24 protein-coding genes are annotated in these 26994 nt (G+C 48.3%); 6 read left to right on the top strand and 18 right to left on the bottom strand.

Annotated elements, in window-relative coordinates; translation table 11 throughout:
* Positions 1 to 20: 20 nt before the first annotated feature.
* The 10 genes from EXT46_RS10370 to EXT46_RS10325 are packed head-to-tail and all read right to left on the bottom strand — an operon-like array spanning position 21 to position 9707.
* Entirely contained in the window at positions 21 to 509 is a 489-nt protein-coding gene (locus EXT46_RS10370; protein ID WP_053909889.1) for a hypothetical protein, read from the bottom strand.
* 1 nt (position 510) lies between these two features.
* Positions 511 to 1737 carry a type II secretion system F family protein gene (locus EXT46_RS10365; protein ID WP_053909890.1) on the bottom strand — a complete coding sequence of 409 codons (1227 nt, stop codon included), beginning with the start codon at positions 1735 to 1737 and terminating at the stop codon, positions 511 to 513.
* Complete coding sequence (locus tag EXT46_RS10360) at positions 1737 to 3449, bottom strand: type II/IV secretion system protein (RefSeq protein WP_269432182.1); 1713 nt, start codon at positions 3447 to 3449, stop codon at positions 1737 to 1739. The genes EXT46_RS10365 and EXT46_RS10360 overlap by 1 nt, the downstream gene beginning before the upstream one ends.
* Positions 3449 to 4660 (bottom strand): tetratricopeptide repeat protein, encoded by a 1212-nt coding sequence (locus EXT46_RS10355; RefSeq protein ID WP_130147126.1) that lies wholly within the window; start codon positions 4658 to 4660, stop codon positions 3449 to 3451. Before EXT46_RS10355 ends, EXT46_RS10360 begins: the two co-directional genes overlap by 1 nt.
* A complete protein-coding gene (locus EXT46_RS10350) occupies positions 4657 to 5559 on the bottom strand; it encodes an AAA family ATPase (protein ID WP_130147124.1) in 903 nt (300 codons plus the stop codon). Before EXT46_RS10350 ends, EXT46_RS10355 begins: the two co-directional genes overlap by 4 nt.
* Positions 5559 to 7250, bottom strand: coding sequence for a pilus (MSHA type) biogenesis protein MshL (gene mshL / locus EXT46_RS10345; protein WP_130147122.1), 1692 nt, complete (start codon positions 7248 to 7250; stop codon positions 5559 to 5561). The genes EXT46_RS10350 and mshL overlap by 1 nt, the downstream gene beginning before the upstream one ends.
* Positions 7234 to 7551: a hypothetical protein gene (locus EXT46_RS10340; RefSeq protein WP_022945518.1), complete on the bottom strand. Its 318-nt coding sequence runs from the start codon at positions 7549 to 7551 to the stop codon at positions 7234 to 7236. The genes mshL and EXT46_RS10340 overlap by 17 nt, the downstream gene beginning before the upstream one ends.
* On the bottom strand, positions 7529 to 8185 hold the full coding sequence (locus EXT46_RS10335; protein WP_130147120.1) for an agglutinin biogenesis protein MshJ: 657 nt from the start codon (positions 8183 to 8185) through the stop codon (positions 7529 to 7531). Before EXT46_RS10335 ends, EXT46_RS10340 begins: the two co-directional genes overlap by 23 nt.
* On the bottom strand, positions 8182 to 8775 hold the full coding sequence (locus EXT46_RS10330) for a PilN domain-containing protein (RefSeq protein WP_130147118.1): 594 nt from the start codon (positions 8773 to 8775) through the stop codon (positions 8182 to 8184). The genes EXT46_RS10335 and EXT46_RS10330 overlap by 4 nt, the downstream gene beginning before the upstream one ends.
* Positions 8772 to 9707 (bottom strand): MSHA biogenesis protein MshI, encoded by a 936-nt coding sequence (locus tag EXT46_RS10325; RefSeq protein ID WP_130147116.1) that lies wholly within the window; start codon positions 9705 to 9707, stop codon positions 8772 to 8774. Before EXT46_RS10325 ends, EXT46_RS10330 begins: the two co-directional genes overlap by 4 nt.
* A gap of 91 nt (positions 9708 to 9798) precedes the next feature.
* On the opposite strand from EXT46_RS10325, the gene EXT46_RS10320 reads away from it, so the two are divergent.
* A complete protein-coding gene (locus EXT46_RS10320) occupies positions 9799 to 10707 on the top strand; it encodes a pyridoxal-phosphate dependent enzyme (RefSeq protein ID WP_130147114.1) in 909 nt (302 codons plus the stop codon).
* Here the strand turns inward: EXT46_RS10320 and EXT46_RS10315 are convergent.
* The 3 genes from EXT46_RS10315 to EXT46_RS10305 all read right to left on the bottom strand — a co-directional run bounded on the left by EXT46_RS10315 (position 10694) and on the right by EXT46_RS10305 (position 14537).
* Positions 10694 to 12289 (bottom strand): EAL domain-containing protein, encoded by a 1596-nt coding sequence (locus EXT46_RS10315; RefSeq protein ID WP_130147112.1) that lies wholly within the window; start codon positions 12287 to 12289, stop codon positions 10694 to 10696. The genes EXT46_RS10320 and EXT46_RS10315 overlap by 14 nt on opposite strands.
* 153 nt (positions 12290 to 12442) lie before the next feature.
* The gene (gene ssb, locus EXT46_RS10310; protein ID WP_130147110.1) at positions 12443 to 13150 is read right to left on the bottom strand and encodes a single-stranded DNA-binding protein; all 708 of its coding nucleotides are present in this window, start codon (positions 13148 to 13150) and stop codon (positions 12443 to 12445) included.
* 19 nt (positions 13151 to 13169) lie between these two features.
* On the bottom strand, positions 13170 to 14537 hold the full coding sequence (locus EXT46_RS10305; RefSeq protein ID WP_130147108.1) for an MFS transporter: 1368 nt from the start codon (positions 14535 to 14537) through the stop codon (positions 13170 to 13172).
* Between the two features lie 242 nt (positions 14538 to 14779).
* Here EXT46_RS10305 and uvrA point away from each other — a divergent pair, with 242 nt between their 5' ends.
* Positions 14780 to 17602 carry an excinuclease ABC subunit UvrA gene (gene uvrA / locus EXT46_RS10300; RefSeq protein WP_130147106.1) on the top strand — a complete coding sequence of 941 codons (2823 nt, stop codon included), beginning with the start codon at positions 14780 to 14782 and terminating at the stop codon, positions 17600 to 17602.
* A 45-nt stretch (positions 17603 to 17647) separates the two neighbouring features.
* Here the strand turns inward: uvrA and EXT46_RS10295 are convergent, their stop codons facing one another.
* Entirely contained in the window at positions 17648 to 19783 is a 2136-nt protein-coding gene (locus tag EXT46_RS10295; protein WP_130147104.1) for a winged helix-turn-helix domain-containing protein, read from the bottom strand.
* A gap of 266 nt (positions 19784 to 20049) precedes the next feature.
* Between EXT46_RS10295 and EXT46_RS10290 the strand changes: the two genes are divergently transcribed.
* The 3 genes from EXT46_RS10290 to EXT46_RS10280 are packed head-to-tail and all read left to right on the top strand — an operon-like array spanning position 20050 to position 20782.
* A complete protein-coding gene (locus tag EXT46_RS10290; protein ID WP_130147102.1) occupies positions 20050 to 20277 on the top strand; it encodes a hypothetical protein in 228 nt (75 codons plus the stop codon).
* A gap of 11 nt (positions 20278 to 20288) precedes the next feature.
* Entirely contained in the window at positions 20289 to 20558 is a 270-nt protein-coding gene (locus EXT46_RS10285) for a hypothetical protein (RefSeq protein ID WP_130147100.1), read from the top strand.
* Positions 20555 to 20782, top strand: coding sequence for a hypothetical protein (locus EXT46_RS10280; RefSeq protein ID WP_053909905.1), 228 nt, complete (start codon positions 20555 to 20557; stop codon positions 20780 to 20782). Before EXT46_RS10285 ends, EXT46_RS10280 begins: the two co-directional genes overlap by 4 nt.
* A gap of 137 nt (positions 20783 to 20919) precedes the next feature.
* Here EXT46_RS10280 and EXT46_RS10275 read toward each other — a convergent pair whose 3' ends face one another.
* On the bottom strand, positions 20920 to 21312 hold the full coding sequence (locus EXT46_RS10275) for a thioesterase family protein (protein ID WP_053909906.1): 393 nt from the start codon (positions 21310 to 21312) through the stop codon (positions 20920 to 20922).
* A 27-nt stretch (positions 21313 to 21339) separates the two neighbouring features.
* Between EXT46_RS10275 and EXT46_RS10270 the strand changes: the two genes are divergently transcribed.
* A complete protein-coding gene (locus EXT46_RS10270; protein WP_053909907.1) occupies positions 21340 to 22044 on the top strand; it encodes a 2OG-Fe(II) oxygenase in 705 nt (234 codons plus the stop codon).
* Positions 22045 to 22084: 40 nt separating this feature from the next.
* Here the strand turns inward: EXT46_RS10270 and EXT46_RS10265 are convergent, their stop codons facing one another.
* From EXT46_RS10265 to acnB, 3 genes are all read right to left on the bottom strand, one after another.
* A complete protein-coding gene (locus tag EXT46_RS10265; RefSeq protein WP_053909908.1) occupies positions 22085 to 23326 on the bottom strand; it encodes a cysteine desulfurase-like protein in 1242 nt (413 codons plus the stop codon).
* Positions 23327 to 23335: 9 nt separating this feature from the next.
* Entirely contained in the window at positions 23336 to 23968 is a 633-nt protein-coding gene (locus tag EXT46_RS10260) for a 2OG-Fe dioxygenase family protein (protein WP_022945502.1), read from the bottom strand.
* Between the two features lie 229 nt (positions 23969 to 24197).
* Entirely contained in the window at positions 24198 to 26795 is a 2598-nt protein-coding gene (acnB, locus tag EXT46_RS10255) for a bifunctional aconitate hydratase 2/2-methylisocitrate dehydratase (protein ID WP_130147098.1), read from the bottom strand.
* Between the last annotated feature and the right edge of the window lie 199 nt (positions 26796 to 26994).

Genomic DNA, 26994 nt, shown 5'->3' with positions numbered 1-26994 from the left:
CAAAAATCATTATGTTTTGTTTATTTGAGTGTAACAGCCACTTGACCGGTGTGTACATCAAAGCGAAACCAGGCTCGCTCATTAAAAAGAAACTCACACCCGACTAAGGCTTGCCCTGCCCATATCGGCTTAACACTGACCCCAGCCAGGTTGCCCTGCCCTTGCATTCGGGCAAATAAGCCCTGACAGGGAGCCCCATCGCCCTCAAGGCCTGTCGGCCAGCCAAAGCGATTAACCACAAACTGTTGTTGACCCACCACCTGCATTTGCGCGCTCACCTGCTCTAAGGTAATGATATCTTGTTTATGGGCTAGCCACTTACCATGAATAGCAACGGCACTGTGATGGAACTCCGCCACCGCTTTATGCAAGTTCACGTCATTGACATTATTAAATAACTGGCTGATATAGTAAATAAAAAAGCCAATAAACACACAAATCAGCAATCCACTAATAAGCAGTTGATAAACCCGGCTCAAACGCCGGCTCACCTGCTGCTGATTACGCACTTTAGCCCCCTTTAATCGCAGACATCAGGTTCCACATAGGAGTAAAAATACCCAATGCCAGTATTAGCACCATTACCGCCACCAAAGCAATTAAAATGGGCTCTATCTTCGCAGTCAGGCTCTTTAAATCAAAATCCACTTCGCGTTCATAATAGTCGGCACTTTCTTGCAACAGTTCATCAACGCGACCGGTTTCCTCCCCGACTGCAACCATTTGTAACACCAATTGCGAGAAGAGCTCACTCTGTCGGGAAACCCGCAACAGGCTGTCGCCTTTTTCTATGCCGCGTCGCATCTCGACAATACGCTGATGCATATAGGCATTATCAACGGCATCAGCCGTAAGGGATAGCCCGGTGGTCATTGGTACACCAGAACGTAACACCATGGCAAAACTGCGGCTGTATCGAGATAACAAAGAACGTTCAATGATACTGCCAATAATGGGTAAACGTAATTTCACGCGATCCCATTTCAATCGCCCTAGCTCGGTACCTAAGTAACGCCGTATCCCGTAATAGCTTGCCGCCATCAATGCCAGCAACAACCACCAGTAATGAACAAAGAAATTAGACGTGCCAATGAGAATGCGCGTCATCAGCGGCAACTCAGCATCGAATTTAGAGAACATTTGCGCGAACACGGGGATCACAAAAATATTTAAGATAAACATGGCCGCGATGAGAGCGATGATCACAAACGTAGGGTAGCGCAATGCCGCTTTTATTCGTTTTCGCGTTTCTTGCTCGCGTTCAAAATATTCAGCCAACTGTAAAAAGGCATCCTCAAGCTTACCGGTGTTTTCACCCACCACCACGATAGAGATCATTAAACGATGAAAAACCTCCTTGTGGCTCGCCATAGCAGCGGATAAATTGCGCCCCTGCTCAAGCTGAGTGGTAATTTCTTTTAATACCTCGCGAAAACGCGGATTTGTGGTGGTTTCAGCCAGGCCGTTAATAGCGCGGATAATCGGGATCCCCGCTTTGAGCAGTGAATACATTTGCCGTGAAAAGATAATCATCTCATCAAGGCCGACCTTGGGCTGAAGCCAGGCCATAAGCGGTTTGTTATCGGCGCTTTTTACGACCTGTGTTTCATCTATCTTAATTGGCACACTTTGACGCGCCAATAACTGATCCGCAGCCGCTTGTGCGTTATTAGCCTCAACCACGCCTTTAATTAGTTTGCCCTGGCTATCTTTGGCCTGATAACGAAAATGCGCCACTAGTTGTTTACCACCTCAGGTACATATTCAGCTACTTTGAATACTTCATCCAAGGTGGTGATCCCTTGCTGAGCGTAGTCCATTGCCATATGTGATAAAGGTGAGAAATCTGGGTTATTCTTCGCTGCTTGTGCAAAGGCTTGGGTATCACTTTGGCGCAGCGCATCCATCATATCTTCGTTCATTTCTAGTAGCTCAAACACCCCGATACGGCCTTTATAACCAGTGTGATTGCAGCTGTTGCAGCCTCGCCCTTGGTAGAATTGCGCATCCGCTAGGTGAGGCTGTAAATAACGTACCCAGGCACGTTCTTGCTCGTCGGCTTCATAGGGTTGCTGACAGTTTTGACAAATACGACGCACTAAGCGCTGAGCGATAATCGCTCGCAAGGAGCTGGCAACCAAATAAGGTGGCGCGCCCATATCGATAAGACGCATGGCGCTGGTGATGGCATCATTGGTGTGCAAAGTACTCAATACCAAGTGTCCCGTTAGTGCACCTCGCAGCCCTATCTCCACGGTTTCTTGGTCTCGCATCTCGCCGACCATGATAATATCAGGGTCTTGGCGCAAGGTTGTACGTAACACATTCGCAAAGCTCAAGCCTATTTTACTGTTCACCTGGACCTGATTTATACGGCTGATACGGTATTCAACAGGATCTTCCACAGTGATTATTTTATTCTGAGCCTGATTAAGTTCGCTCAAGGCCCCATACAGGGTCGTCGTTTTACCCGAGCCGGTGGGGCCGGTAACAAGGATCATGCCGTGCGGACGCTTCAGCGTTTCCCGTAACTTATGTAGCAAAGGTGCTGGCATACCGGTTTGATCTAAGGTGAGCAGCCCGGCGGATTGATCCAGCAAACGCATCACCACCGATTCACCATTTTGCACCGGCATGGTCGAGAGCCGCACATCTATGCTGTGGCCTTTTACTTTGATATTAAAGCGCCCGTCTTGGGGAATGCGCTTTTCTGATATATCCAAGCCAGACATTAACTTAAGACGTAGCACTAAGGCTGAGGCAATCTTAACGTGATCTAAGATATTCTCTTGCAACACACCATCCACCCGCTGACGAATGCGTAGCATCTTTTCATCGGGCTCAATATGGATATCCGAGGCACGAACCTGTACCGCATCCTCAAAAATGGATTGCAGTAGCTTAACAACCGTTGCATCTGAGGTGCTGTCATCAAGGGCGTTGAGTTCGAACTCTTCCCCTTCTTGATATTCCTCATCAAGTTGTTCAGCAAAGTTAGCAATATCTTGGGTGCGTCGGTATACGGTATCGAACGCCTCTAACATTTGTGACTCTTGCACCACCGCAAGGTCAATACGCTTCGAACCCAGAATAGGCCCTAACTGGTCGAGACCACTTAAATCAGCAGGGTCACTCATACCCAATAACACGCTGTCGCCGTTATCCTCAATAACTAGCGCACGGTAACGGCGCGCATAAACCTCAGGTAAGAGGGTGGCGGTTTCTGGCGCGATGCGACGTTGCGAAATATCTAAAAAGGGAACATTCAGTTGCTGAGCCAAAAAGCGCAGTAACTGTGGCTCGGCAATCACGCCTAAATCAACTAGGGTCGCGCCAAGTTTCCGCCCTGAGCTTTTTTGCGCCGCCAGCGCTTGCTCAAGCTGTTCTTCGGTAATTATTTGCTCGTGGACTAAGAGGTCCCCTAAGCGCATTTTTAAGCGAGGTCTAATCATGGCGTGTCCTGTAAACTATCATAGCGAGCTAGAGCGTATTGTTGTGACGGCCCTGATAAGCCACCTAATTGTAAGGCGGTAGCATAATGCCCTCGAGCGCTATGGTATTGGCCTAGTGCGTCTTCTGATGTGGCCAACGCCAACCACCATTTCGCTACATTGGGTTGACGCCTTACTAATTCAGTAAAGCAGACCTTGGCAATATCGTGCTGCTTTAGCTGGCGCGCTGCCGATCCTTTTAAAATCCAATAGTCGTTGTTACCCAGTTGCGTTGTGCGCGCATTCTGGCCATCTCCTAACACCTCAAGCACTCGCTGATATTGCTGTTGTTCAATGGCCATTTTGGCAATCATGACACGCCATGAAAGGGTTTCTGGCGCCACTTTTAAGCCATTAATAAGCACACTGTATGCCTCTTCTAAGCGCTGTTGTCCATATAAGGTCGCAGCGAGTGATGACCGGGCTTGTTCATGTTCGGGTACAAGAATAACAGCTTGTTCAAACTGCTTTATAGCCTCGTTCGTCATTGCAAAGCGCAGCGACTGTTGTCCTTGCTCAAACCAGCGCTGCGCGCGCTGCTGAACACTTAGCGCCTTGACGACCTTCACGGCGGTATCACTGGATGACGCCACTGGCTGCGAGGCGTTAGTCGCTCTCGTTGGTGGCTCAACTTGAGGTGCTTTTGGCTGCGTTGCTAATGGCTTATCACTTGGCTCGTCCTCAGTAGTAGAGGTCACCATTGCTTGTGCTGCCTCGACCGGCTTGGTGCTGCTAGGTAGCTGCTGTGATGATGTCGGGGGCTCAGTTTGCTCGTTCTCTACCACATTGGCATGCTGCGGGCTGTTGAGCTCGGCATTGATGGCTGACACAGGCCGACTGTTATCATCTTTAGGTGCCGTTAAAGCCACACTGTTCGTTTGCTTGGGCTGCGATGCAGTCTCTTCGATAACGAGCGTTGGCGCGTTTGCCTGGTGCGAGGGGCCAGCGACTGTCGCTTCTTCAAAGCTGTCACTTGTGCTTTTAGGAGCTGCGGGGATCAGTAAATAAGCAAGGGCGATGACGACCATGGCGCTCACTAACACCGCAACAATGGTGATGACATTTCGCCAAGGCCGCGCCTGCGGCAGTTGCACGGTCGGCTCTAACGCCAGTTCATGTTTGCCATCGCGCTGCTCAATGTCTTTGAGGGCCTTGTTTAGTAGACTCACAGTACTTGTCTCCACAACCAAATACCCGCCACGCCTAACACTGTCGCACTGAGCACTGCAAACAACCACCAGCGCCGCATAGATGTTGGTGCGTAGCAATCTTCGGTATCGGCAATTGCCGCACGAATATAGCGCTTATTGAGTGCTGTTTGCCCTTCCCCATAAGCCAATAGCAGCGCTTTGTGGCATACCGTATTTACTAACCGAGGAATACCGCGACAAGCCCGTGCTATATGGTGGTTCAGACGCGGTGAAAAGAGGGGTGACTGCGCGCCTGCGCGGCGAAGGCGATGATTAATGTAGTAGTCCACCTCCGCAGCTGTCATCGGCCTCAGCTGATAGGAAAAACCGATACGTTGACGCAATTGCCTTACTTGCGGATTGGCCAGCTTAGTATCTAGTTCTGGTTGTCCAAAGAGGACTACTTGGAGCAGCTTTTTTTGCTCCGTTTCTAGGTTGGTTAATAACCGCAACGCCTCCAGCGCTTCCCAACTAAAACATTGTGCCTCATCAACAATCATAACCACCTTTTTCCCTTCTTGACTCAGGGTTAACAGGCGCTTCTCTATGGATTGGCTCAATGTTTGTTGATCTTGCTCGGGCGCAAGTTCCAGCCCCAGTTCAGCCGCCACCGCCCATCGCAATTCATCTGGGGTCAAATAAGGGTTGGGCAAATAGACAACCACATAATTATCCTCAAGGTGGTTTATCAACTTCCGACAAATCAGCGTTTTGCCTGTACCTACTTCCCCGGTAACTTTTATAAACCCTTCGGACATACTCAGAGCACTGAGCAGCACTTTCAGCGCTTCGTTATGAGGCTCAAGAGCACAGTAGAACTGCGTGTTCGGGGTGAGCGAAAACGGCATTTCCGTTAGGTTAAAAAAGCTGAGATACATTAATTGCGGTACCAGGTCTCTAACAATTTACGTGAGCGTTGTTGTTGTTTCTTCCATGTGTCTGGCATAACCACGGTCGGGCGCAGTAAGATGACCAACTCTTTTTTATTCTGCTTCTTACGAATACTTTTAAACAAATTACCAACGAGAGGAATATCGCCTAACACCGGGGTTTTCGAAACCTCGTCAGAGGTAATGGTTTGCATTAGACCTCCGATAACCACAATTTCACCGCTCGATGCCCTGATTACCGTATCAGACTCACGAATATTGCTTTGGGCCAAAGGCAGCTCGATACTTTCGCTCCCTAATTTAATTGACTTGGTTTGCTCCTCGGTTTGCGTCACTGACGGGTGTACGTGCAAAATAACCGAGCCATATTTGTCTATTTGAGGCGTTACATCCAAGGCTATGCCAGAGAAAAACGGCGTAAGCTCAATGTCATTGTTATTTTGTTGGGTGACATTGCCGATGTCTTCGCTGCTAGACACATCGGTTACAAAGTATTCATCTTCCCCTACTTTAATCACTGCTTTTTGGTTGTTAGTTGCAGTCACCCGAGGGTTTGAGAGCATTTGCACATCACCTTGGGTTTGCAATAGATTGATCACCCCAGCAAAATCAGGATTAGAGAAGACCAAACTAGCAGCCCCCCCTAATTCCGCAGAAATTTGATTACCGAGCTGCGCTGCTGTCGAGGAGAATGACAGTGATGTACTGCCAATATTTGCCGCTATTTCAGACCAATTGACTCCCTGCTGATACTCATCTTTGAGTGTCACCTCGATGATGCGCGCCTCTAAAATCACTTGCCGCTGCAAGCTTTCCTCACTGTGGCGCAAGAACTCTTTCATGGCAGCAATTTCACTCGGTAGTGCATGCACTGTTACCAAGCTTGCTTGTGGACTAACAATGACATAACGACCACCGTGTGTGCCCACTAGCGATTGCAACGCCTCTTTCAAGTCGGCCCAAAAATCACTCTCGCTACTGGTTTGAATATTAGAGCCATTAAGCTGTTGAATATTACCAGAGCCACTGTTGTTGCCATTATTGTTATTAATGGCGTTGTTATTACCGCCGTTATTGCCACTAAAGTTGTTATTTCCGTTGCCACTGTTGCCGTTGTTATTCTGATCGTAATCGCTCACGCCGCCAGAGATGACGCTGACATTCGATACACCAAAGCGACGCATCATCAGATAGTTTACCGCTATAGACTCGGTGCGCATTTTTGCTGGTAAGACTTGCACTACCTGGCCTTCAAGAAACACATCAAGTGGATACATGCGGGTGATGATCTTAAGCACTTCATCCATACTGACCTGCTTAAGGTTCAAACTAATAGCGCCGGACACCTCAGGATGAATAGCGACACTAAAGGGGGTATCGTCTACCAGGGCGTTGAAAAATGGCCGCAGTGCAACTTCATTGGCGACCACATCGAAGCGCTCAATAGCCGTGCTCGGCTGCACCTTAGTGTGTGCTGATACCGAGCTCAGCAATTCTTGCTCAAAATCTTTCGGGGGTTGCGGCGCCTCACTAACCTTAGACTGTTTTGCGGGTTCTAGTTCCTTGGCAATATGAGGTTGCACTCGCTCTCCGGTGCCGAAGGTCGCACAGGCGCTAACCAGCAACGAAGAGGTACCAACTATAAACCAGTGGACTAATAACTTATTGTTTAATTTCATTGCTATATAACTCTAACTTCAATTGCTTTGCACCTTGAACAAGGAGCACAGCATGGGCGCTAATATTGGTGACAGTGTAATCGGCTAACTTATCCCCCTGAGCGTATAACTGCCCAGAAATAATGGCCTTATGTTGACCTTTTTTACTCACTACCGACTCCAATACCCATTGCTGCTGTACCGACTCAGTACTACGTGAGGTCTGCGCCTGCACGGCGGGGCGTGTTGGGTCTTGTAAAACTTGTGCCGCTATTGGCACACTTGCGACCATGAACAGGCTACAGGCTAATAAATGTTTCATTGTTACTTACCGTTGCTAAGTTCAAGGTGAGTTGCGCTCTCGGATGCTCCTGTACCCGATAATGAAAGCCAGTGATGAGTACCCGAGTGGCTGCTTGCTCAATTCGTGCCATATAATCTCGCAAAGCAAAGTAATTACCTTGCAAGGTCATCTGCATATTGTGCTGATAAAACTGTAATTGTGGTGACGATGACTCACTTTGCTGGCCTGTTTGCACCGCTTCCACACCCATCACTTTAAAACCCAGTAACTGCACCCCTTGTTGCTGAGCTAGCAAATCGCCGAGAACATCAGGCATACGGTCGCCGGACACAAAACCATCACTGAGCTGTTGTAATTGTTGGTCTAAATCGCGGTTACGCTGGTGCAGCTCTTGAAGCTGCAACTTGAGATTAGCTTTATAATCAATAGCCAAAGCTTGAGTGAGTGCCTGTCGCTGTGTGCGCAGTGATGCATTCTCACTCTGGTAACCGGCAATTTGCGTGGCTGCTTGGTCGTGATTTTCCATCAATGGCATGCTTATAAACCACCCACCTAAGTACAGAATACAGAACAGCCCCACTGTCAGCACCAGCATCTTTTCCCGCTGTTGTAGCTGACTAAACTGGTTACTTATATGTTGCCAACGCTTCATGGCTGCTCCCCATCAATGCGAGTAGACACATTAAACTGTCTTAGCTCATCACTTTGATCGAATTCCAAAACCGAAAACTCTTTACCTAAAAAGTAGTTGGAATTTCTTAATTGTTTAAGCCATGGAGCTATTTCACTGGGTGCCGCCGTTTTGCCCTGTAACTGCACATGACGCTGACTAATATTAATTTCTGTTAGCCACACTTGTGGGTTGTGATAGCGCGCCAAGTCATTCATCAAGTCGCTGTAAGTAAGCGGTGCACCGCTGCCCTTCCCTTGTAAATATGCGAGTAAACTAAGGCGATGCTGCTCTGCGCGCTGTTGCTGTTCTAGTTGCTGCTGCAAGTTCTTGGTATCGCGCCGCTGCGCTAATTGCTTGTTGAGCTCTGCCACTTCAGCTTTTAGGTGGCTATGTTGCTGTGTAAGCTCCTGCAACTGCTGTTGTTGATGATTATTACGCCATACTTGCAGTGCGATAACCACAGCCAACACGACAAATGCAGCGATGAATATTTTTACAACTAGAACTAGCGGCAGCGGATCATGACGCGGCTTCAAGCTTTCTTGGTAAAAATTTATGCTGCTTTTCATGCCTGCTCCAACATCGGAAAATAGGCGCCCGCCAAAGCCATATGGAATTTAGGGTCAATCACATCAGCCAAATCCATAACCGGTTTAAACTCCACAATAGAGGTAGTTTGAAACGCTTGCAAACGCGAGATCACCGCCTGAGCATCATCAATGCCTTGAATAAGAATTTCCTTTATTGGTGGCTGTTTGAGCTGGCTCTCATAAAAGTCCATGGAGCGCTGAATCTCAAGCCCTAACGAATCACTTAAGTGCGACAAAGTGGTTTCATCGGGCTGTTGCTGTAACGCGCTAAACCCTCGTAGCCTGCGATTAAGCAGCAATTGTTGATCGCGAATGATTAACACACTGGGTTCATCACCAGGCTCCTGATACACCACCAAGCGGGCATAGTTATCTTTGGCGGTCATCGCCGCGAGGGTGGTTTCTTTCACCGATAGCTGCTGAAGGTGGCAGTCATTGAGCTTATCGAGCTCAGAGACCAGCGGCCGCAATTGCTGTTTATCGGTAGCAAACACATTAATCTTGGCCTTTTGACCGGTGCTTTGAATCGGGTAATCGATATAATCAGCAATGATATTCTCGGCGCTTATGCTCACCAAGTCTTTTAATGTCCACGGCAGTGACTGAGTGATTTCTTGCTCGCTCAGCTCTGGCTTCTCGGCCTGTACTATCTGATAATAGGATTGTGGTAACACCACGTACAAGTCGCAAGCGTCAGAGGAGATCTTGCGTAGCAATTTAAGTAATGCTTTCGAATAGTTAGCTAAATCGTTGAGCGGCAGCTCTTCGGTATCACTGACAAACCATTGTTGCTTTTTTTGCTTTAACTGCACCGCGCGTAACACGTCTGCGTACAAGGCAACGCCCACTATTGCTTCGGACTTTTTCTTTGAGTTTAGCCAAGGAACACGGGTCAAGAGTTTAAATGCCATATAGTCTGCAGTATCACCTATAAGAATATACAAAGTATCAATAATTTGCGGAATTTAGCAAGTTAATTAGGGGGAAAAATAGGGCAAAACTATGAGCTCAATCATTACATCCATCAAAGAGTCGCCAATGCAGCAAATTCACCATCCGCTGCTGCGGCATCACAACGTGCAACTAAGCATCAAACGCGACGATTTGTATCACCCTCTGATCCAAGGTAATAAATGGCGAAAATTAAAGTACAACTTAGCGGCTTTTCAGGCTTCTGAATGTAGGCAGTTGCTCACTTTTGGCGGTCCTTTCTCCAATCACTTATATGCAACGGCTGCCGCTGGAAAACTATTTGGTCTAAGCACTATTGGCATCGTACGCGGCCCTGAACTTGATATGCACAACCCCACACTGCGCTTTGCCCACGCCTGCGGTATGAAGTTAGTGGCGGTCGCGCGTAAAGACTATCGCTTGCGCCAGCAAAAAGATTACCTCAATGAGCTTAAGCAACGCTTTGGTAATGTCTACATTCTCCCTGAGGGCGGAACCAACCACGCGGCGCTACGCGGTGTAGCGGAGCTAGCCCAAACCTTACCAGAACACGATTATCTAGTGTGCGCTACAGGAAGTGGCGGTACCTTAGCAGGGTTATGCGCAGGCCATACGCAGCGAAAAGTACTTGGTATTGCCGTGCTCAAAAATGCAGATTACCTGAATCATGAAATAAGCCAACTAACCTCCACACACCACTGTGACTGGCAATTGATGCAGCACTTTCATGATGGCGGTTATGGCCGCTTTAGTGACAAACAATGGCGCTTTTGCCAAGATTTCAGAGCCACCTATCAAGTGCCACTGGAGCCTATTTACACAGGGAAAATGATGTACGCACTGTGGCAACTGGTTGCACAAGGGTATTTTCCTGCCGGCAGTCGCATTATTGGCGTACATACCGGGGGCTTGCAAGGGCTCAATGGCCTGCGTTATCGCGGCCTACTCAAAACGACTTGAAGGTTGACAGTTGCAGTGCACCAGAGAAGTATGCCCCTTGTGCAGCCCTAACCCCGAGCTGCTGTAACACCAAAACTTGTTGTTGCCTTTCAACGCCTACGGCAATTATTGGAATACTGTGCTGTTGAGCCTTTGCAACGTAAGCTAGCACACGCTTTTGCACATTTTTATCTACTTCAATGTGGGCAATAAGTTCGGGTGCCAGTTTTATCGCTTGTACCGGCACCGCCAATTTATCGAGATCCACATTCGGCCATGTTCGTAACTGGTCAATAATAATTCCGCGTTGGCATGCCTTAGTTCGGCGCACCCGCCTACGCACGATATATTGATGCTGCTCTAAAAGTTCGGCCTTACATTCGATAAGAACATTGCGATGCTGCTCGAGAAAGAGCGTAAGACGTTGCCAAAATTCACCATCGAACCAGCTTGATTGTTGCAAGTTGATGCTGACATCACCTTGTTGCACCTCGGTGGCAAGCATTTTATCCAATCGGGCTAAAACGGCGCTATCCACACTGCTTTCTGCTTTGCGTGTTTGCGGCTCTTCGAGGTACTCTGGTGAAATCAGGCCCAACTGCTGGTGGCGAACACGTAGCAAGGTTTCGTGATGCAGTATTTGCTCGCTATGCAAATCAAATACGGGCTGGAAAAAGCAAATAAAGTGAGCTTTTTGTACACTTTCACTCAACGAGCATGACTTCGCTGCCAACAACATAGAGTGGTTATGGCTAAAGGGGATACGGTAGCAATGTTTGTCTTCACTTTGCTTTGCCAATGCCAACGCCGATTGCGTTAATTGATAAACAATGGCTTGGTCAGCACCGCTTCGGTAGTTACAAATGCCCACTTTAACCTCTGCAGCCCGCAATTCAGGGAGTAAAGCTCGGCAGCTTTGTAATATGGTGTCGCTGAGTGCCTCAAGTTGCTTGTCGAGGTGTTGGTAATGAATATCATGGATGGTAATAGCGAAGCTGCCGGTATTAAGCACCTTCACCGACAGCTGTTGTTGGTAGCTTAAGCTTTCTTGCAACAAGGTCTCGAGCAAACTCGCAACCCCGTTTGCAGCAACACTCAGTTTAGTGCAATGGGCGATTGCAAACACACTCTGATACAAGTGATTTAAGCCTAAAATACTCGCACTCATCGGTGCTTGTTCTGTTTTTTCTAACGATGGTACTTTGCTCTTTTGCGATATACGCTTTCGCCTAAGAAGGTTGACCACCTGCCAACACATGTACGCCAGCAGCGCATTACCGATGATAAACCAGTGACTTTTCGACAACCACAACGGCGAGCCAAATATCTCCTGATGTTCATTCCCGGTGGAGATAACCACAGACACAGGGTCAACATAAGCATGCTGAGGAGGCTCAAGGAAAAAGCCATAAGGTTCGAGTAAGGTCGTTAATAACGCATCATCTACATCAGTAACCCGATCTAGCTGATGTGATAGCTGGTGGATATCGGCTTGGCGCTGCATATGCAAGGCATACGCAAGTACAGCATTGCACAATATAGCGAGTGTAATAGCCGCTAAACCAACAGCGATCCATGTACGGTATGGACGAAATAAAGACAAAATACAGGCCGACGAATAATCATTCTCATGCCTAAAGTGTTGTCCATGAAAGGGGGAAGCTCAAGCAAGAACCCATAAAAAAGCCCCATAGAATGGGGCTTGTGGAATAAAATAGCGAGATATCAATAAGCTTTTCGCACAACTTTTTAGTTGTTAGAACGGGATATCGTCGTCAAAATCAATGGGGGGTTCCATAGGGTTTGAAGCACCACCCTGGGGAGCATTTTGTGGTTTAGGGGCAAAGCCACCACCTTGCTGGCCGCCACCATGCTGATTGCTCTGATGATTCTGCTGAGAGCCAAAGCCACCTTGCTGTTGATTGCCTTGCTGCATACCTTGGTTGCCTTGTTGCTGGCCATAATTATTGCTTTGTTGCTGCCCGTAACCACCTTGCTGCGCAGCCCCCTGTTGAGGAGCTCCCTGCTGTGGGTTACTTTGTGCTTGGTTATTGCCACCAAAACCGCCTTGTTGCTGAGCACCTTGATAACCGCCTGAGGCAGCACCCTGGTTATCGCCACGACCACCAAGCATTTGCATTTGCCCGCCCATATCGACAACAATCTCAGTGGTGTATTTATCTTGACCGCTTTGGTCGGTCCATTTACGGGTCTGTAGGCGACCTTCAATATAAACCTGCGAGCCCTTGCGCAGATATTCACCCGCCACTTCTGCCAGCTTGCCAAATAGCACCACGCGATGCCATTCTGTGCGCTCTTGCATTTGCCCAGTATTTTTATCTTTCCAGCTATCTGTGGTAGCAATGCTGATATTTGCTACGCCATTGCCGTTTGGCATATAGCGAACTTCTGGATCTTGACCCAGATTACCCACCAAAATTACTTTATTAACACCGCGCGCCATGGATTTTTACTCCTATAAATTACACTGCGGCGACGAGTCTTTGCGCCGCCTCTAAATCAAATTTTTTGTCGTCTACTTTAAGATAGCTGCGATTTTCATCACACACCACCGTGGCCTCTAACACCCCAGGTAATGCCACTAAACGACCCGCCAACTGCTGTGCATCCTGCTCTGAATCAACAGCACTAAGCAAACTAATAATTTTGCTACGCGGCGGCACTCGCATTTTCGCGGCTATGACAAGCCATATTACCCCAACCACAGCAGCCGCCGCAAACACCATCTCAGGGCTGCCGGTTTGGGCCACATAACCGCCTAAAATGCCACCTAAAAACGCGCCCAAGAATTGCGATGAGGAAAAAACGCCCATTGCTGAGCCTTTTTGATTCGCTGGAGACAGTCGCGATACCAAGGCCGGCATAGTGGCTTCAAGAAAATTAAAAGCCACGAAGTACAGCATCATACATGCCGCGATGACATACACAGAATGCGCACCGGCAACCAGCCCAAGCATACTCACAATGAGCATCACGATAGCGACTAAAAACAAGGGTTTTTCTTTTTGCTTAGCTACGGCGACGATCATCATCGGTACCATAAGCACAAAAGAAAGCACAAATACGGGGATATATAACTGCCAGTGTTTGGCGGCTTCAAGTCCATCGGCAATCAGTTGCGTCGGTAACGACACGAATACAGTCGTCAGTGACAGGTGCAAAAACAGCACCCCTAAATCTAAGCGGGCTAAGTCTGGGTGACGCACCAACTTACCCACATCAGCAAGGGTAACACTGGTTTCGCCCCTAGGCGCACGATTAACCGCCGTAGGCACCATCCAAGTAACAATAGCCATGCCTAACACCGCCAGCGCAGCGGTCAGCCAGAAAATTCCGGAGACTCCGAAGCTGGCGGCAACCATGGGCCCTAACAGCATGGCAACGGCAAAACTCATGCCGATGCACATGCCGATCACGGCCATCACCTTAGGGCGCTGTTCATCACGACTGAGGTCGGCTGCAAGCGCCAACAGCGCACTGGCAATCGCTCCCATCCCTTGTAACGCCCGCCCTAATGTTAGGGTATACATGGATTCGGCACAGGCGGCGACCACCGAGCCTAAGGTAAACAATACCAAACCACCGATGATCACCCGCTTACGACCAATGCGGTCAGATAACCACCCCATAGGAATTTGCAACAGCGCTTGGGTAAGACCATAAGCACCAATCGCGAGGCCGATCCACAAGGGAGAAAAGCCACTGAGGCTTTGTCCATAGACAGCCAACACCGGCATCAGCATAAACAGCCCAAGCATACGAAATGCAAAGACACTGGCTAGCGATACCGCTGCACGTTTTTCGACAGTATTAAGTTGAGATGCGGACATGACGAAGTACTAAGCAGCCATAAAGCAAATTAAATTTATTGGCCGGCGATGATAGCATATCCACGCGCCAATATGACATGCCCAGCGCCATTAATCTTACACTGATCGCCTGCCCTGCTGTGCTTCGTAATGTGTTTTTCGTTGTTACAGTATTCACTCTTTAGGTCAATAAGGCATCGCTAAATCCTGTACAAATATGCGATACTTACGGGCTATTAAATTGCACGGGTAAAAGGCGAAGAATGGAAAATATCGAAGTTCGCGGTGCACGCACCCACAACCTCAAAGACATCAACCTCACAATCCCTCGCGATAAGCTGATTGTCATCACCGGCTTATCAGGCTCCGGCAAATCCTCCCTCGCTTTTGATACGTTATATGCCGAGGGTCAGCGCCGTTATGTTGAGTCGCTTTCCGCATACGCCAGACAGTTTTTATCACTTATGGAAAAGCCCGATGTTGATCATATTGAGGGCCTCTCCCCCGCCATTTCCATTGAGCAAAAGTCGACATCACACAACCCGCGCTCGACGGTGGGTACCATCACTGAAATATACGACTACCTGCGATTGCTGTTTGCGCGTGTTGGTGAGCCACGTTGCCCAACCCACAATTTACCCTTAGCGGCGCAAACCATTAGCCAAATGGTGGACCAAGTCTTGGCGTTACCTGAGGGCAGTAAGTTGATGCTGCTCGCCCCGGTGGTCAAAAACCGTAAAGGGGAGCATGTAAAGCTGCTCGAGCAACTCGCCGCCCAAGGCTATATCCGTGCCCGTATTGATGGCGAGGTCTGTGACTTGTCCGATCCACCGCCGCTTGAGTTACATAAAAAACACACCATTGAAGTGGTTGTCGATCGCCTTAAGGTGAAAGAGGGTCAGCAACAGCGCTTAGCCGAATCCTTTGAAACCGCCCTTGAGCTTTCAGGGGGTGTTGCTCAGGTTGCCGCTATGGATGACTCCTTACAGGAAGAGATGGTGTTTTCCGCCAATTTTGCTTGCCCAACCTGTGGCTATGCCATGAGCGAGCTGGAGCCACGGTTATTTTCCTTCAACAACCCCGCTGGGGCTTGTCAAAGCTGTGATGGCTTAGGGGTACGCCAGTACTTTGACCCGAGCCGCGTTGTTCACAACAGTGAGCTCAGCCTTGCTGGCGGCGCTATCAAAGGCTGGGATAAACGCAGCTTCTACTATTTCCAAATGCTGCAATCGGTCGCCGAGCACTATCAATTTGATCTTAACACCCCCTTTCAAGACCTTGATGAGCAAGCACAAAAAGTGGTTCTAGAAGGTTCAGGAGGGGAGAAAATAGCCTTTAGCTACCGCAATGACCGTGGCGATTTAATTACCCGCAATCATGAGTTTGAAGGCGTTCTTAACAATATGCAGCGCCGCTACCATGAGACCGAGTCAAACTCGGTACGTGAAGAGCTGGCTAAGTATCAAACCTCGCAAGCCTGTCCGAGCTGCCATGGCTCACGACTGCGCCAAGAGGCCCGTAATGTATTTATCGGTGACACCAACTTACCTGCCGTCACCCTGATGAGTATCGGTCAAGCCTATGACTATTTTGAGCAGCTCGATTTTAGCGGCCAAAAAGCGCAAATTGCCGATAAGATCCTCAAAGAAATTCGCGACCGCTTGTCTTTTCTCGTCAATGTGGGTCTAAATTATCTGTCGCTTGAGCGCAGCGCCGATACCCTCTCCGGGGGTGAAGCGCAGCGTATTCGTCTCGCCAGCCAGATAGGTGCGGGATTGGTGGGGGTGATGTATGTGCTTGATGAGCCCTCGATTGGCCTGCATCAACGCGATAACGATCGCCTGCTACAAACGCTGACTCGTCTGCGCGACTTAGGCAACACCGTTCTCGTGGTGGAACACGATGAAGATGCTATTCGCGCCGCCGACTATGTTATTGATATCGGCCCCGGCGCTGGGGTACATGGTGGTTATGTGGTTGCTGAAGGCACCCGAGATGAAATAATGGCCAACCCTGATTCATTAACCGGGCAGTATCTCAGTGGCAGCAAAGAAATCGCCGTGCCCAAAGAGCGCCATGCAGCCTCTGATAAATGGCTGGAGCTATTCGGTGCCACCGGCAACAACCTTAAAGCCGTCGATATACGTATTCCTTTTGGTTTGATGACCTGTATCACCGGGGTCTCCGGTTCCGGAAAATCGACCCTTATTAACGATACCTTGTTTAAGGTGGCGCACACCGAACTTAACGGCGCAACCGCCGTTGAACCTGCGCCGTACAAGGATATTCAAGGTTTAGATCATTTCGACAAGGTTATCGATATTGATCAAAGCCCAATCGGGCGCACGCCACGCTCCAACCCCGCCACTTACACCGGTATTTTTACCGCCATTCGCGAGCTGTTTGCAGGCACGCAAGAGGCGCGTTCACGGGGTTACAAAGTGGGCCGCTTTAGCTTCAATGTTAAAGGCGGCCGGTGTGAGGCATGCCAAGGCGATGGCGTAATTAAAGTAGAAATGCACTTTTTACCTGATGTATACGTGCCGTGTGACGTCTGCCAGGGCAAACGCTATAACCGCGAAACCCTGGAAGTGCTTTACAAGGGCATGAATATTCACCAAGTGTTAGAGATGACGGTAGAAGATGCGCGACAGTTCTTTGATGCCATCCCCGCGATAAAACGCAAGCTGCAAACGCTGATGGATGTCGGTTTGTCCTATATTCGACTTGGCCAAGCCGCAACCACCCTCTCCGGTGGTGAGGCGCAACGGGTAAAACTCGCCCGTGAATTATCCAAGCGCGATACCGGCAAAACCTTATATATACTTGATGAGCCAACGACTGGTCTGCACTTCCATGATATTCAGCAGCTGCTGGCGGTATTACACCGTTTGCGCGACCATGGTAATACCATAGTAGTGATTGAGCATAACCTGGATGTCATCAAAACCGCAGACTGGATCGTTGATTTAGGCCCTGAAGGAGGCAGCGGCGGGGGCGAAATTCTCGTTGCTGGCACGCCAGAACAGGTAGCCGAGTGTGAGCGCTCGCATACCGGTAAATACTTAAAACCTATGCTCAAGTAGCACCCACTCTCGGGCCTGAGTTTAATCGTTTAAACTCAGGCCTTATTATTCCCACATAAGGCGGTTGATTGAGCTATCTTCACTCATTTTGCGAGTGATAATGATCCGCCCATCAGCATCGGGGACCGCGCTTAGTATCTCAAATGGCAGCTGCACCTGCTCACACCGCTCTCCAGTCAAAGCCCAACGATACACGTTGTATGTATAGTCCATGGAATAGGCGTAGCCATCGCGCACATGGATAGGCACATGAGAAGACATTGATAGCTCACAGGGCACACTGTACTGGGCATTATCCGTTAATGATATTAAGGTCTTATCTTTGAACAAAAAGACCTCGCCGTTAGCACCGGTGACTAGCTGTAAGGCATCCGTCTCGCGCACCTTGTTAAGCTCTCGAGTGATAAAATCAAACTGATAAAGAGTCCGTGGTGACGATGATTTGCTTAACACATACAACGATTGGCCACTTTCATGCCACGCCCAATCCATTATCGGAATGTGTGTAAGCTCACTAATAGCCGTTGCCTTTGCGGTTTCAACATCGAGTAAGAAAGGTTTTTTCTGCTCTGTCAGCACGATGTTTTCACCACTAGGCGATACCCTTAAGTTGTCCAAAAGAGCATGGTCTGGGTGATCTAGAAATGATATCTGCTTCACCTGTCCATCTCGGGCGTGCCATACCTGAGGACGGCCAGAGCGTAGCGAAATAAAATAGTGCCCAGTACTATGAGCGACTAACCCATATTCACTGCTATCGGAGGCATAAAGCTGCTGATATTGAGCCGCCTCGGTAAAACTTTCCAAAGCGACCACTTGATAGGTTATGCGACTAAGCGGTGAGTAATACACCGAGTTGTCGTAATAGCTGATATCTGACATCTTGATATCATCAGGTAAGGCATAGGCCTCGGCGATTTCAGCACTGTGAATGTCTATAAATAATAGCCGCCCTTTTTCGTCACCATAGAGTAAGGTCTCATTGTTATACCAATCCAATGCCGAGTTTCTGTAAAAACTAGCGGGCGGTGAGTTCATGCGTTTTATTTCACCGGTGTCCAAGCTGTATACATAAACCTCTACCTGAAAGTCGAGATCCAGCTGTAAATAGGCGATGTGCTTTCCATCTGGAGATAACGACAAGGACCCTGGACCGACCTTGTCCGCCATAGGCGCAATCAGCTGAGAAGTCGTGCCCGAGTATACATCGTACCTAAATAGGCCAATATAATGCGAGTACAACTCACCACGGATAAAATAGAAATAGCGACCATCATTACTTAATTGGCCACTGTAATCAAAACGATGATCACATTCCATGAGCGGCTCAGGTTCGCCTAATTCAGGGAAGTTGTTGAAATCTATGGCTAAATATTGGCAACTGCTATCAGTCGCGTTTCTGGCGCGTATCACCAAGGTATCACTATTATGTTGCCAAGACAGGGCGGCCACTTCAGCATCTTTATAGGTTATGGCGACTTCGTCCCGAGTGATCACATCGAGCACAAAGGCGCCTTCTTTCCCTGATGCGTCTTTTTCATTGCTGTAAGCCAGTAAGCGTCCGCTATCGTTGATAAGAGGCACATATTCACTGCCCACTTTCCAGGTCACTTTGTGGCGACTCATTGGCTTTTGCTCAGCGATAACAGCGGTTGTTTGTGACGATGCAAAGAACTCAGACCCGTTCAGCGTGTAAGCGGCACTAGCAAGCACAGCGATAAACACCACCGCAGCCACATACTTCCACCAAGCATAACTGGGCTTTGAGCGCGTAGGTGTTATCGGCTGCTTGCCCTCGTGGGTGTTAACTTGAGTGTGCGCAAGCGGCTCTGGCGCCGCAGTTTGTGGTGTAGCTGCACTGGCAGCGTTATCCAATGTCGCCACTTCACGGACCAAACTATAGCCTTGGCGATAGTGGGTTTTTATAAAAATGGCTGGATCGTCAGGGTGTTTTAACTTTTTCCGCAACTCAGAAATGGCGCGATTTATGGCATTATTATCAACATAGCCTTGCTGCCAAACATGCTCAATTAATTGTTCACGGGTAACAATCTGCTGCGGCCGTTGGAGAAAAAAAGTGATCAGCTTAATCAGCAACGGGTCTAATTCTCGCTCAATATCCCCGCTAAGCAACACTCCTCGCTGCTCAAGTAATGTCCATGGTCCAACTCTGTACTGCACTCGAAAAAAGTCCCTTGATTAAAGCCAACGCAATGCTAACACAGGTGAACAAAAAGTGAATCAAAACCTTATAAAAGGTTATATTTAAATATAATAATTGAGGTTATCTTTATGATTTTAAACATTTATTTTAAATAATATGAAGTTATGAAAAATCCGTAAGATGTAGATAAGCGACACGGCGAAAACCTCGGCCTAATATGGATAACAACAAAACGGCACAGCCTAGCGGCTCTGCAAACAACACCCATAACGAGGATTAAATTATGAACAAGCCACTACAAGCAGTATTACTATTGAGCACTCTTCTGGCGACAGCAGCACAGGCTGGCGAGCCACAAGTAAATACACAGCCCACGGCGACTATGCCAAGCACCAGTTTGACGCAATTAAACAATAAATTAGAACAACAACTTGATATGCAGTTACATGAGTCTATTGGCCGTATTAACCAAGATGTCGCCAAGCGCATTACCGCGCAGCAAGGCAACTAAGGAGCACGGTGATGAAAGCCAGCAGTTTATCCGTCCCCCTATTAGCGCTGACGTTGAGCTCGGCGCATGCCGGCGGTGCTCAAGTACTCATGAGCCTTAATACAGCCACGGTGGTGATTGAAAACCCAGCGCATACACAACAGCAGCGCTCGCTGGCTACACTTGAGCGCAAGATGCAGCGCCGTTTAGAGCAGGGCTTAGTGATCGAGGTTGATAACAAAGCATTAGAACGCGCGCTGAGAGCACGTATTGAGCAGCAATTGGAGCAAAAAGAAAAATGACCAAAACAACCAAGCAAGCACTTCCTTACCTGTTGCTCTTTGGCACGTTGGCGTTGGCGCAATTGAGCAGCATTGATTGGCAACAATTGCGAGAGAGCAGCGCGCTAGTACAGCGCCATAGTAAGCAGTTGCAACTGTCATGGTGGCGCGAACAGGACAGTGCCAATGCTTATAATTACATGGTCGCGACCACCCCTCAGCAGCAACCACAATCCATCGATTAAATAATGGGGCGACTGCAGGGGCGACCGCAGGGGCGAGCGCTGGAACATAAGCAATGGCACGCTAACTAAAACCATAAAGAGGCCATTGCCATCGTATCAGCCGCCGCCTCTGCGGCCCTTTATGTCGGCCTGCGTAGTCAGTCTGATAAATACTCACTGAGCGCCGTGCGCTCTTCATCGCTCAGGGGCTGAGAGGTTTTATCACTGAAATTGTAGCGCACCATCACCGTTTTTCCCTCGGCGCAACATTCACCATGCTGCCAAGCTTGTTGTTTAATGACGAAGGAGCTTGACCCGATACGCTCTATCATGGTTTTTACCTCGACCTCTTGGCCGTAAAATAACTCCCCCATAAAAGTCACTTCCACTTTAGCGACGATTAACCGCCATTGGTGGGGATTGAGATCGGGGGTAAAGATTTTAAAAATAGGGGTACGGGCGGCTTCAAACCATACAGGGAGTACGGTATTGTTAATGTGTCCAAGGACATCAGTTTCGCTAAAACGGGGCTGAACCTTCTCAATAAGCATAATAATTCCAAAAGGTAAGGTTGAGTCATGTCAGACTTTATTGGCGTTTATGATAACGCGCTTAGTGACGAGTTTTGTAGTCAGTTTATCGACCTTTTTGAGCAAAGCCCGCATACCCAGCCAGGGCGTACCTCTGGCGGTATTGATTTAGCGAAAAAAGATAGCCGCGATTTATACCTCAATGCCCATCCCGAGTATGCTCAAGCGCTACAACATATCCAGCAGGTAACAGCGCGACACGTGATGGACTACGTGCAAGAACACTTTTTTATGATGATTGGCGCCTTTGGCCTTAAAGTTTATCACCCAAAAACCGGACAGCCAGTTGATGTTACAGTGGAAAACTTTGATGAAGTGGCAAAGCCGCAGATCGGCACCTTACTACAGCAACTGTTTCGTCTGGGGAATATTCAAGCGCAAAAGTATGAAGTGAATAAGGGCGGCTACCCCTATTGGCACAGCGAAGTATACCCCCAGCAAGGCCACAACGAAGCGCTGCATCGGGTATTGCTGTTTATGTTTTATCTCAATGATGTCAGCGAGGGGGGAGAAACCGAGTTTTATTATCAGAATCGTAAAATAGCACCCAAACGTGGCACCATGGTGGTTGCTCCGGGTTATTTCACCCACACCCACCGAGGCAACAAGCCTATATCCAATGACAAATACATTCTCACTTCTTGGGTGTTGTTTAACCGCGCCGAGCAAATTTACGGACAGCCTAGTAGCTAACAAAAAAGGCGGCTGTTACGCCGCCTTTTTATAAACATGATTACGCGTTGTTAATGAGCGTTGCCAAGAGCTCGAATAAGCGGTCTATTTCGGCGATGCTGTTGTAGTGCATGCAACCGATACGCACGACTCCGCCTTTATCCATCACGCCGAGCTGCTCACACAGGCCTTGCGCATAAAAGTTACCATCCCATACACAGAGGTGGTGCTGGCCTAAAAACTCCGAAACTTGGCGCGGTTCGAAGCCGGCAATGGTCAGTGCAAAGGTGGGTGTACGCTGTTGCACTCGTTCAACATCGCTAATGCCATACAGAGTGATCTGTGGAAACTCCGCCAAACGCGTTAAGAAGTGGCGACTGAGCGCCATTTCATGCTCTTTACTATTAGCAAAGGCAGCTTGCAAGCGCTGACGACGTGGCGTGCTGGCATCAAGACCACTTAAACTGGCGATATATTCAATTGCGGCGGTGACACCGGCCAACCCTTCAAAGCTTTGTGTGCCCGTTTCCCAACGCCCCGGAACCACATCTTTCGCCGGCGCGACTTTGTAGGGAGTAAAATGCTCCAAATGAGCGCGCTTACCGTAAACGATGCCTACGTGCGGACCAAAGAACTTATAAGCTGAGCAAGCAAGGAAGTCACAGTCTAAGGCTTGTACATCGATAAGCTCATGTGGTGCGTAGTGCACGGCATCCACATAGACTAACGCACCGTGCTGGTGAGCAAGCTCAATAATGCGCTTAATATCATTGATAGAGCCTGTGGTATTGGAAGCATAGGTCACTGCCACCAGCTTAGTATTGCCATTAAGAAGCTGCTCGAAATGAGCCATATCCAAGGTACAATCCTGCTCGTTGACGCGTAGCGCATGCACTCGCGCCCCCTTGTCTTCAGCAGCCTGCACCCATGATGATACATTTGAATAATGATCAGCATTGGTGACAATGATCTCATCGCTCGCTTGCCAGTCTCTTGCCAAAGCGCGGCTGAAACTGAATGTCAGGCTGGTCATGTTGGCGCCAAAGACAATTTGCTCAGGGCTTGGGCTATTAAGTAAATCAGCCACTGCTTGACGCGCGGCACTCATCACCGCCACGGTTTTGTCACTGGAGAAAAACGCGCCGCCCAAATTAGCATTGTAGTGGCCAAGGTAACTGCTCATCGCGTCTAAAACAGACTGCGGAACCTGCGCCCCACCTGGACCATCAAAAAAGGTCGGAGATTGACCATCCACCTGCTGCATTAACGCCGGAAACTGCTGGCGTAATTCGGTTAAGTTCATGGCTGTCCCTTAAGCTGTCAGCACGAAGCAATCCAAGTAACCTGGCTTGCTATCATCAATTTTATTCATCGGCGTGGCGTTGTGCCAAACTTGGCGATCGTCAATCAGCGCAAACATGCCGTCTTTGATCTCCATTTTAAAACACGGTTTCGCTTCTTTATGCTCATACACCAGCAGCTCTCCGCCTTCTAGGTTTTCGTGCGATACGCCACATACACAGACATGGTCAAAGCCGTCTTGATGCACGCCTTCAGGTGCCGGCGGCGTATCACTTTCAATCGCCAACATGCGGAACTGATGAATTTCAATATCACGGTCATCACTGATGCCGGTCATGGTGCGAAACTCTTCCACAATGCGCTTCATGCCTGCACTGGCCAACAGCGACTGTTCTAGATTCTCGTAGGTACGCTCAATATTGCCTTGGAAGTTATTGATGGAGTCGTCCTGAACAAAGGCTTTAGTTGGCTGTAGCGTAAGCTCGCCTTGCTGCATTTTAACCACTGAGTAGCGACGCTTACGAAATGCACCATCGGCATACGGGTTGTCGGGAAGATTATCAAACGAAGGCTTTACTGCGTCGATATGAGCTTGGTCGATAAAACGAAGCTGGAGAAGGTTCTGATTATTTAACGTTGTCATAAAGATCCTGCCTTTTATGCAAATTTGCGGGGATCTTAAGCTATTTTCGGTGGTGGTTTGATTTTATTTACCCAGTTAGTTTATATGTTTTTGCATCAAAAATGCATACATAGAAATATAACAGGTAAATAATCCAACATTTTTATATAGTGAAAAAATAAACACCTAATCAACTTTGTTTTGAGCATAAAAAAGCCCACTTGCGTGGGCTTTTTTATTTAACGCTGCATTACACCGCTTGCTGGATGATGACCTCATCCGCTTTTTTGGTGTACTGAGGCATTTTATGGAAGTTCAAGTAACGATACGTATCAGCCGCTGTCGCATTGATCTTCTCGGCATACTCTTGGTATTCCTGAGGCGTAGGTAGTTTACCCAAAATCGCTGCAACCGCTGCAAGCTCAGCAGAAGCCAAGAATACATTAGCACCAGTACCTAAACGGTTCGGGAAGTTACGCGTTGAGGTAGACACCACAGTCGCTTTATCAGCAACACGAGCTTGGTTACCCATACACAGTGAACACCCTGGTGTTTCAATACGAGCGCCGACACGGCCAAAGATACCGTAGTAACCTTCGTCTGTTAGCTGGTCACGGTCCATCTTCGTTGGTGGCGCAACCCAAAGTTGAGTTGGCAAACGACCGCCGTAGTTATCAAGAAGCTTACCAGCGGCACGGAAGTGACCGATGTTAGTCATACATGAACCGATGAATACTTCGTCGATTTTCTCACCGGTTACATCAGAGAGTAAACGCGCATCATCTGGGTCGTTTGGCGCACACAAGATTGGCTCTTTGATCTCTGCAAGATCAATTTCAATCACGTGCTTGTACTCTGCGTCTTTGTCCGCTTCCATTAGCTCTGGGTTGGCAAGCCATTCTTCCATCGCTTTAATACGACGCTCAATAGTACGTACATCGCCGTAACCTTCAGAGATCATCCACTTCAACATGACAATGTTTGACTCTAGGTATTCAGCGATTGATTCTCGGCTCAGCTTGACGGTACAACCGGCGGCACTACGCTCCGCTGATGCATCAGAGAGCTCGAATGCTTGCTCAACAGTAAGGTGCTCAACACCTTCAATTTCAAGAATGCGGCCAGAGAATTCGTTGATCTTACCTTTCTTCTCAACGGTAAGCAGACCTTCTTTGATGCCGTAATAAGGAATAGCATGGACTAGGTCACGAAGCGTGATACCTGGCTGCATTTCACCTTTAAAGCGCACCAATACAGACTCAGGCATATCCAGAGGCATAACCCCGGTCGCCGCTGCAAACGCAACCGCACCAGAACCTGCTGGGAATGAAATACCTAGAGGGAAACGGGTGTGTGAGTCACCACCCGTACCTACTGTATCTGGAAGTAGCATACGGTTAAGCCAAGAGTGAATAACACCATCGCCTGGGCGCAGTGATACACCGCCACGGTTCATGATGAAATCAGGCAGCGTGTGGTGCGTTTTCACATCGATTGGTTTCGGGTAGGCTGAAGTGTGGCAGAAAGACTGCATGGTTAAATCAGCAGAGAAACCAAGGCAAGCTAAGTCTTTAAGCTCATCACGAGTCATTGGACCGGTGGTGTCTTGTGAACCCACGGTAGTCATCTTAGGCTCGCAGTATTGGCCTGGGCGAACACCTGGCATGTTACAAGCGCGACCAACCATCTTCTGCGCTAGCGTGAAGCCCTTACCTGAGTCGGTAATGATCTTTGGCTTACGGAAAATATCTTCCGGTTCCATACCCAAGGAGGCACGCGCTTTATCGGTAAGGCCACGACCCACAATCAGAGGGATACGACCGCCAGCACGCACTTCGTCAAGAATCACGTCAGATTTAAGTTCGAAAGTGCTGATCACCTCATCGGTGCCGTGACGCTTCACCACACCTTCATATGGGTAGATATCAATTTGATCGCCCATATTCATGTCATCAACATTTAACTCGATTGGTAGCGCGCCAGAATCTTCCATGGTGTTGAAGAAAATAGGGGCAATTTTACCGCCAAGACAAACACCGCCAACACGCTTATTCGGTACGTGTGGAATGTCTTCACCCATAAACCAAAGTACTGAGTTAGTCGCTGATTTACGTGAAGAACCAGTACCTACAACATCACCTACATAGGCAAGTGGTAAGCCTTTTGTTTTTAGCTCTTCTAGCTGTGAAATAGGACCTACTTCACCGTTTTTATCAGGGTTAATGCCATCACGCTCATTTTTCAGCATTGCCAAAGCATGCAATGGAATGTCAGGACGTGACCACGCATCAGGGGCTGGAGAAAGGTCATCGGTGTTAGTCTCACCGGTTACCTTGAACACGGTAACAGAGATTTTCTCTGGTACTGCTGGCTTTTTCTCAAACCACTCAGCATTTGCCCATGATTCGATAACTTGCTGCGCGTACTTATTACCTGCTTTGGCTTTTTCTTCCACGTCATAAAACGCGTCGAACATAAGTAAAGTGTGTGACAAGCCCTTTACAGCAATCGGTGCTAAAGCGTCGTCATCAAGAAGGTCTACCATTGGCGCAATATTGTAACCGCCAAGCATAGTGCCTAGTAGCTCTGCTGCTTTTTCTTTATCAATAAGTGGCGTTTGCGTTTCGCCTTTAGCAACTGCAGCAAGGAAACCTGCTTTTACGTAAGCCGCGTCATCCACACCAGGTGGTACACGGTTTACAAGTAAGTCTAAAATGAATTCTTCTTCACCGGCTGGTGGGTTTTTAATAAGTTCGATTAAGTCAGCTGTTTGCTGAGCATCTAGTGGTGCAGGCACAATACCTTGGGCTGCACGCTCTTCAACATGTTTACGATATTCTTGAAGCACAATTTTGCCCTCTTGGTGACGTGAAAACAGCGCGTATCGCCAAAGCGCTTACGTGCTATTTATAAAATTTTGACACAAATACAATTATAAAGGCTTTAAAGATAGAAGAAAATTGCTGCCATTGCCCAGTAAGGAAATAGTCACTATAAATTTGATGAATATCAATTAAGAGAAGATATAAAGTGGTGAATATTGAGTA

Source organism: Pseudoalteromonas sp. CO325X (genome assembly GCF_004208955.1).
GTDB classification, from domain to species: domain Bacteria; phylum Pseudomonadota; class Gammaproteobacteria; order Enterobacterales; family Alteromonadaceae; genus Pseudoalteromonas; species Pseudoalteromonas ruthenica.
This window is presented reverse-complemented; position numbering and strand designations above follow the sequence as displayed.

Coding starts and splice junctions, on each gene's coding strand:
- EXT46_RS10325 (WP_130147116.1), bottom strand. CDS start 9,707: ATGGCATTTAAACTCTTGACCCGTGTTCCTTGGCTAAACTCAAAGAAA.
- EXT46_RS10340 (WP_022945518.1), bottom strand. CDS start 7,551: ATGAAACATTTATTAGCCTGTAGCCTGTTCATGGTCGCAAGTGTGCCA.
- EXT46_RS10275 (WP_053909906.1), bottom strand. CDS start 21,312: ATGCTTATTGAGAAGGTTCAGCCCCGTTTTAGCGAAACTGATGTCCTT.
- EXT46_RS10335 (WP_130147120.1), bottom strand. CDS start 8,185: ATGAAGCGTTGGCAACATATAAGTAACCAGTTTAGTCAGCTACAACAG.
- EXT46_RS10265 (WP_053909908.1), bottom strand. CDS start 23,326: ATGAACTTAACCGAATTACGCCAGCAGTTTCCGGCGTTAATGCAGCAG.
- EXT46_RS10305 (WP_130147108.1), bottom strand. CDS start 14,537: ATGTCCGCATCTCAACTTAATACTGTCGAAAAACGTGCAGCGGTATCG.
- EXT46_RS10260 (WP_022945502.1), bottom strand. CDS start 23,968: ATGACAACGTTAAATAATCAGAACCTTCTCCAGCTTCGTTTTATCGAC.
- EXT46_RS10280 (WP_053909905.1), top strand. CDS start 20,555: ATGACCAAAACAACCAAGCAAGCACTTCCTTACCTGTTGCTCTTTGGC.
- EXT46_RS10320 (WP_130147114.1), top strand. CDS start 9,799: ATGAGCTCAATCATTACATCCATCAAAGAGTCGCCAATGCAGCAAATT.
- EXT46_RS10350 (WP_130147124.1), bottom strand. CDS start 5,559: ATGTATCTCAGCTTTTTTAACCTAACGGAAATGCCGTTTTCGCTCACC.
- ssb (WP_130147110.1), bottom strand. CDS start 13,150: ATGGCGCGCGGTGTTAATAAAGTAATTTTGGTGGGTAATCTGGGTCAA.
- EXT46_RS10270 (WP_053909907.1), top strand. CDS start 21,340: ATGTCAGACTTTATTGGCGTTTATGATAACGCGCTTAGTGACGAGTTT.
- EXT46_RS10285 (WP_130147100.1), top strand. CDS start 20,289: ATGAAAGCCAGCAGTTTATCCGTCCCCCTATTAGCGCTGACGTTGAGC.
- mshL (WP_130147122.1), bottom strand. CDS start 7,250: ATGAAATTAAACAATAAGTTATTAGTCCACTGGTTTATAGTTGGTACC.
- EXT46_RS10330 (WP_130147118.1), bottom strand. CDS start 8,775: ATGAAAAGCAGCATAAATTTTTACCAAGAAAGCTTGAAGCCGCGTCAT.
- EXT46_RS10290 (WP_130147102.1), top strand. CDS start 20,050: ATGAACAAGCCACTACAAGCAGTATTACTATTGAGCACTCTTCTGGCG.
- uvrA (WP_130147106.1), top strand. CDS start 14,780: ATGGAAAATATCGAAGTTCGCGGTGCACGCACCCACAACCTCAAAGAC.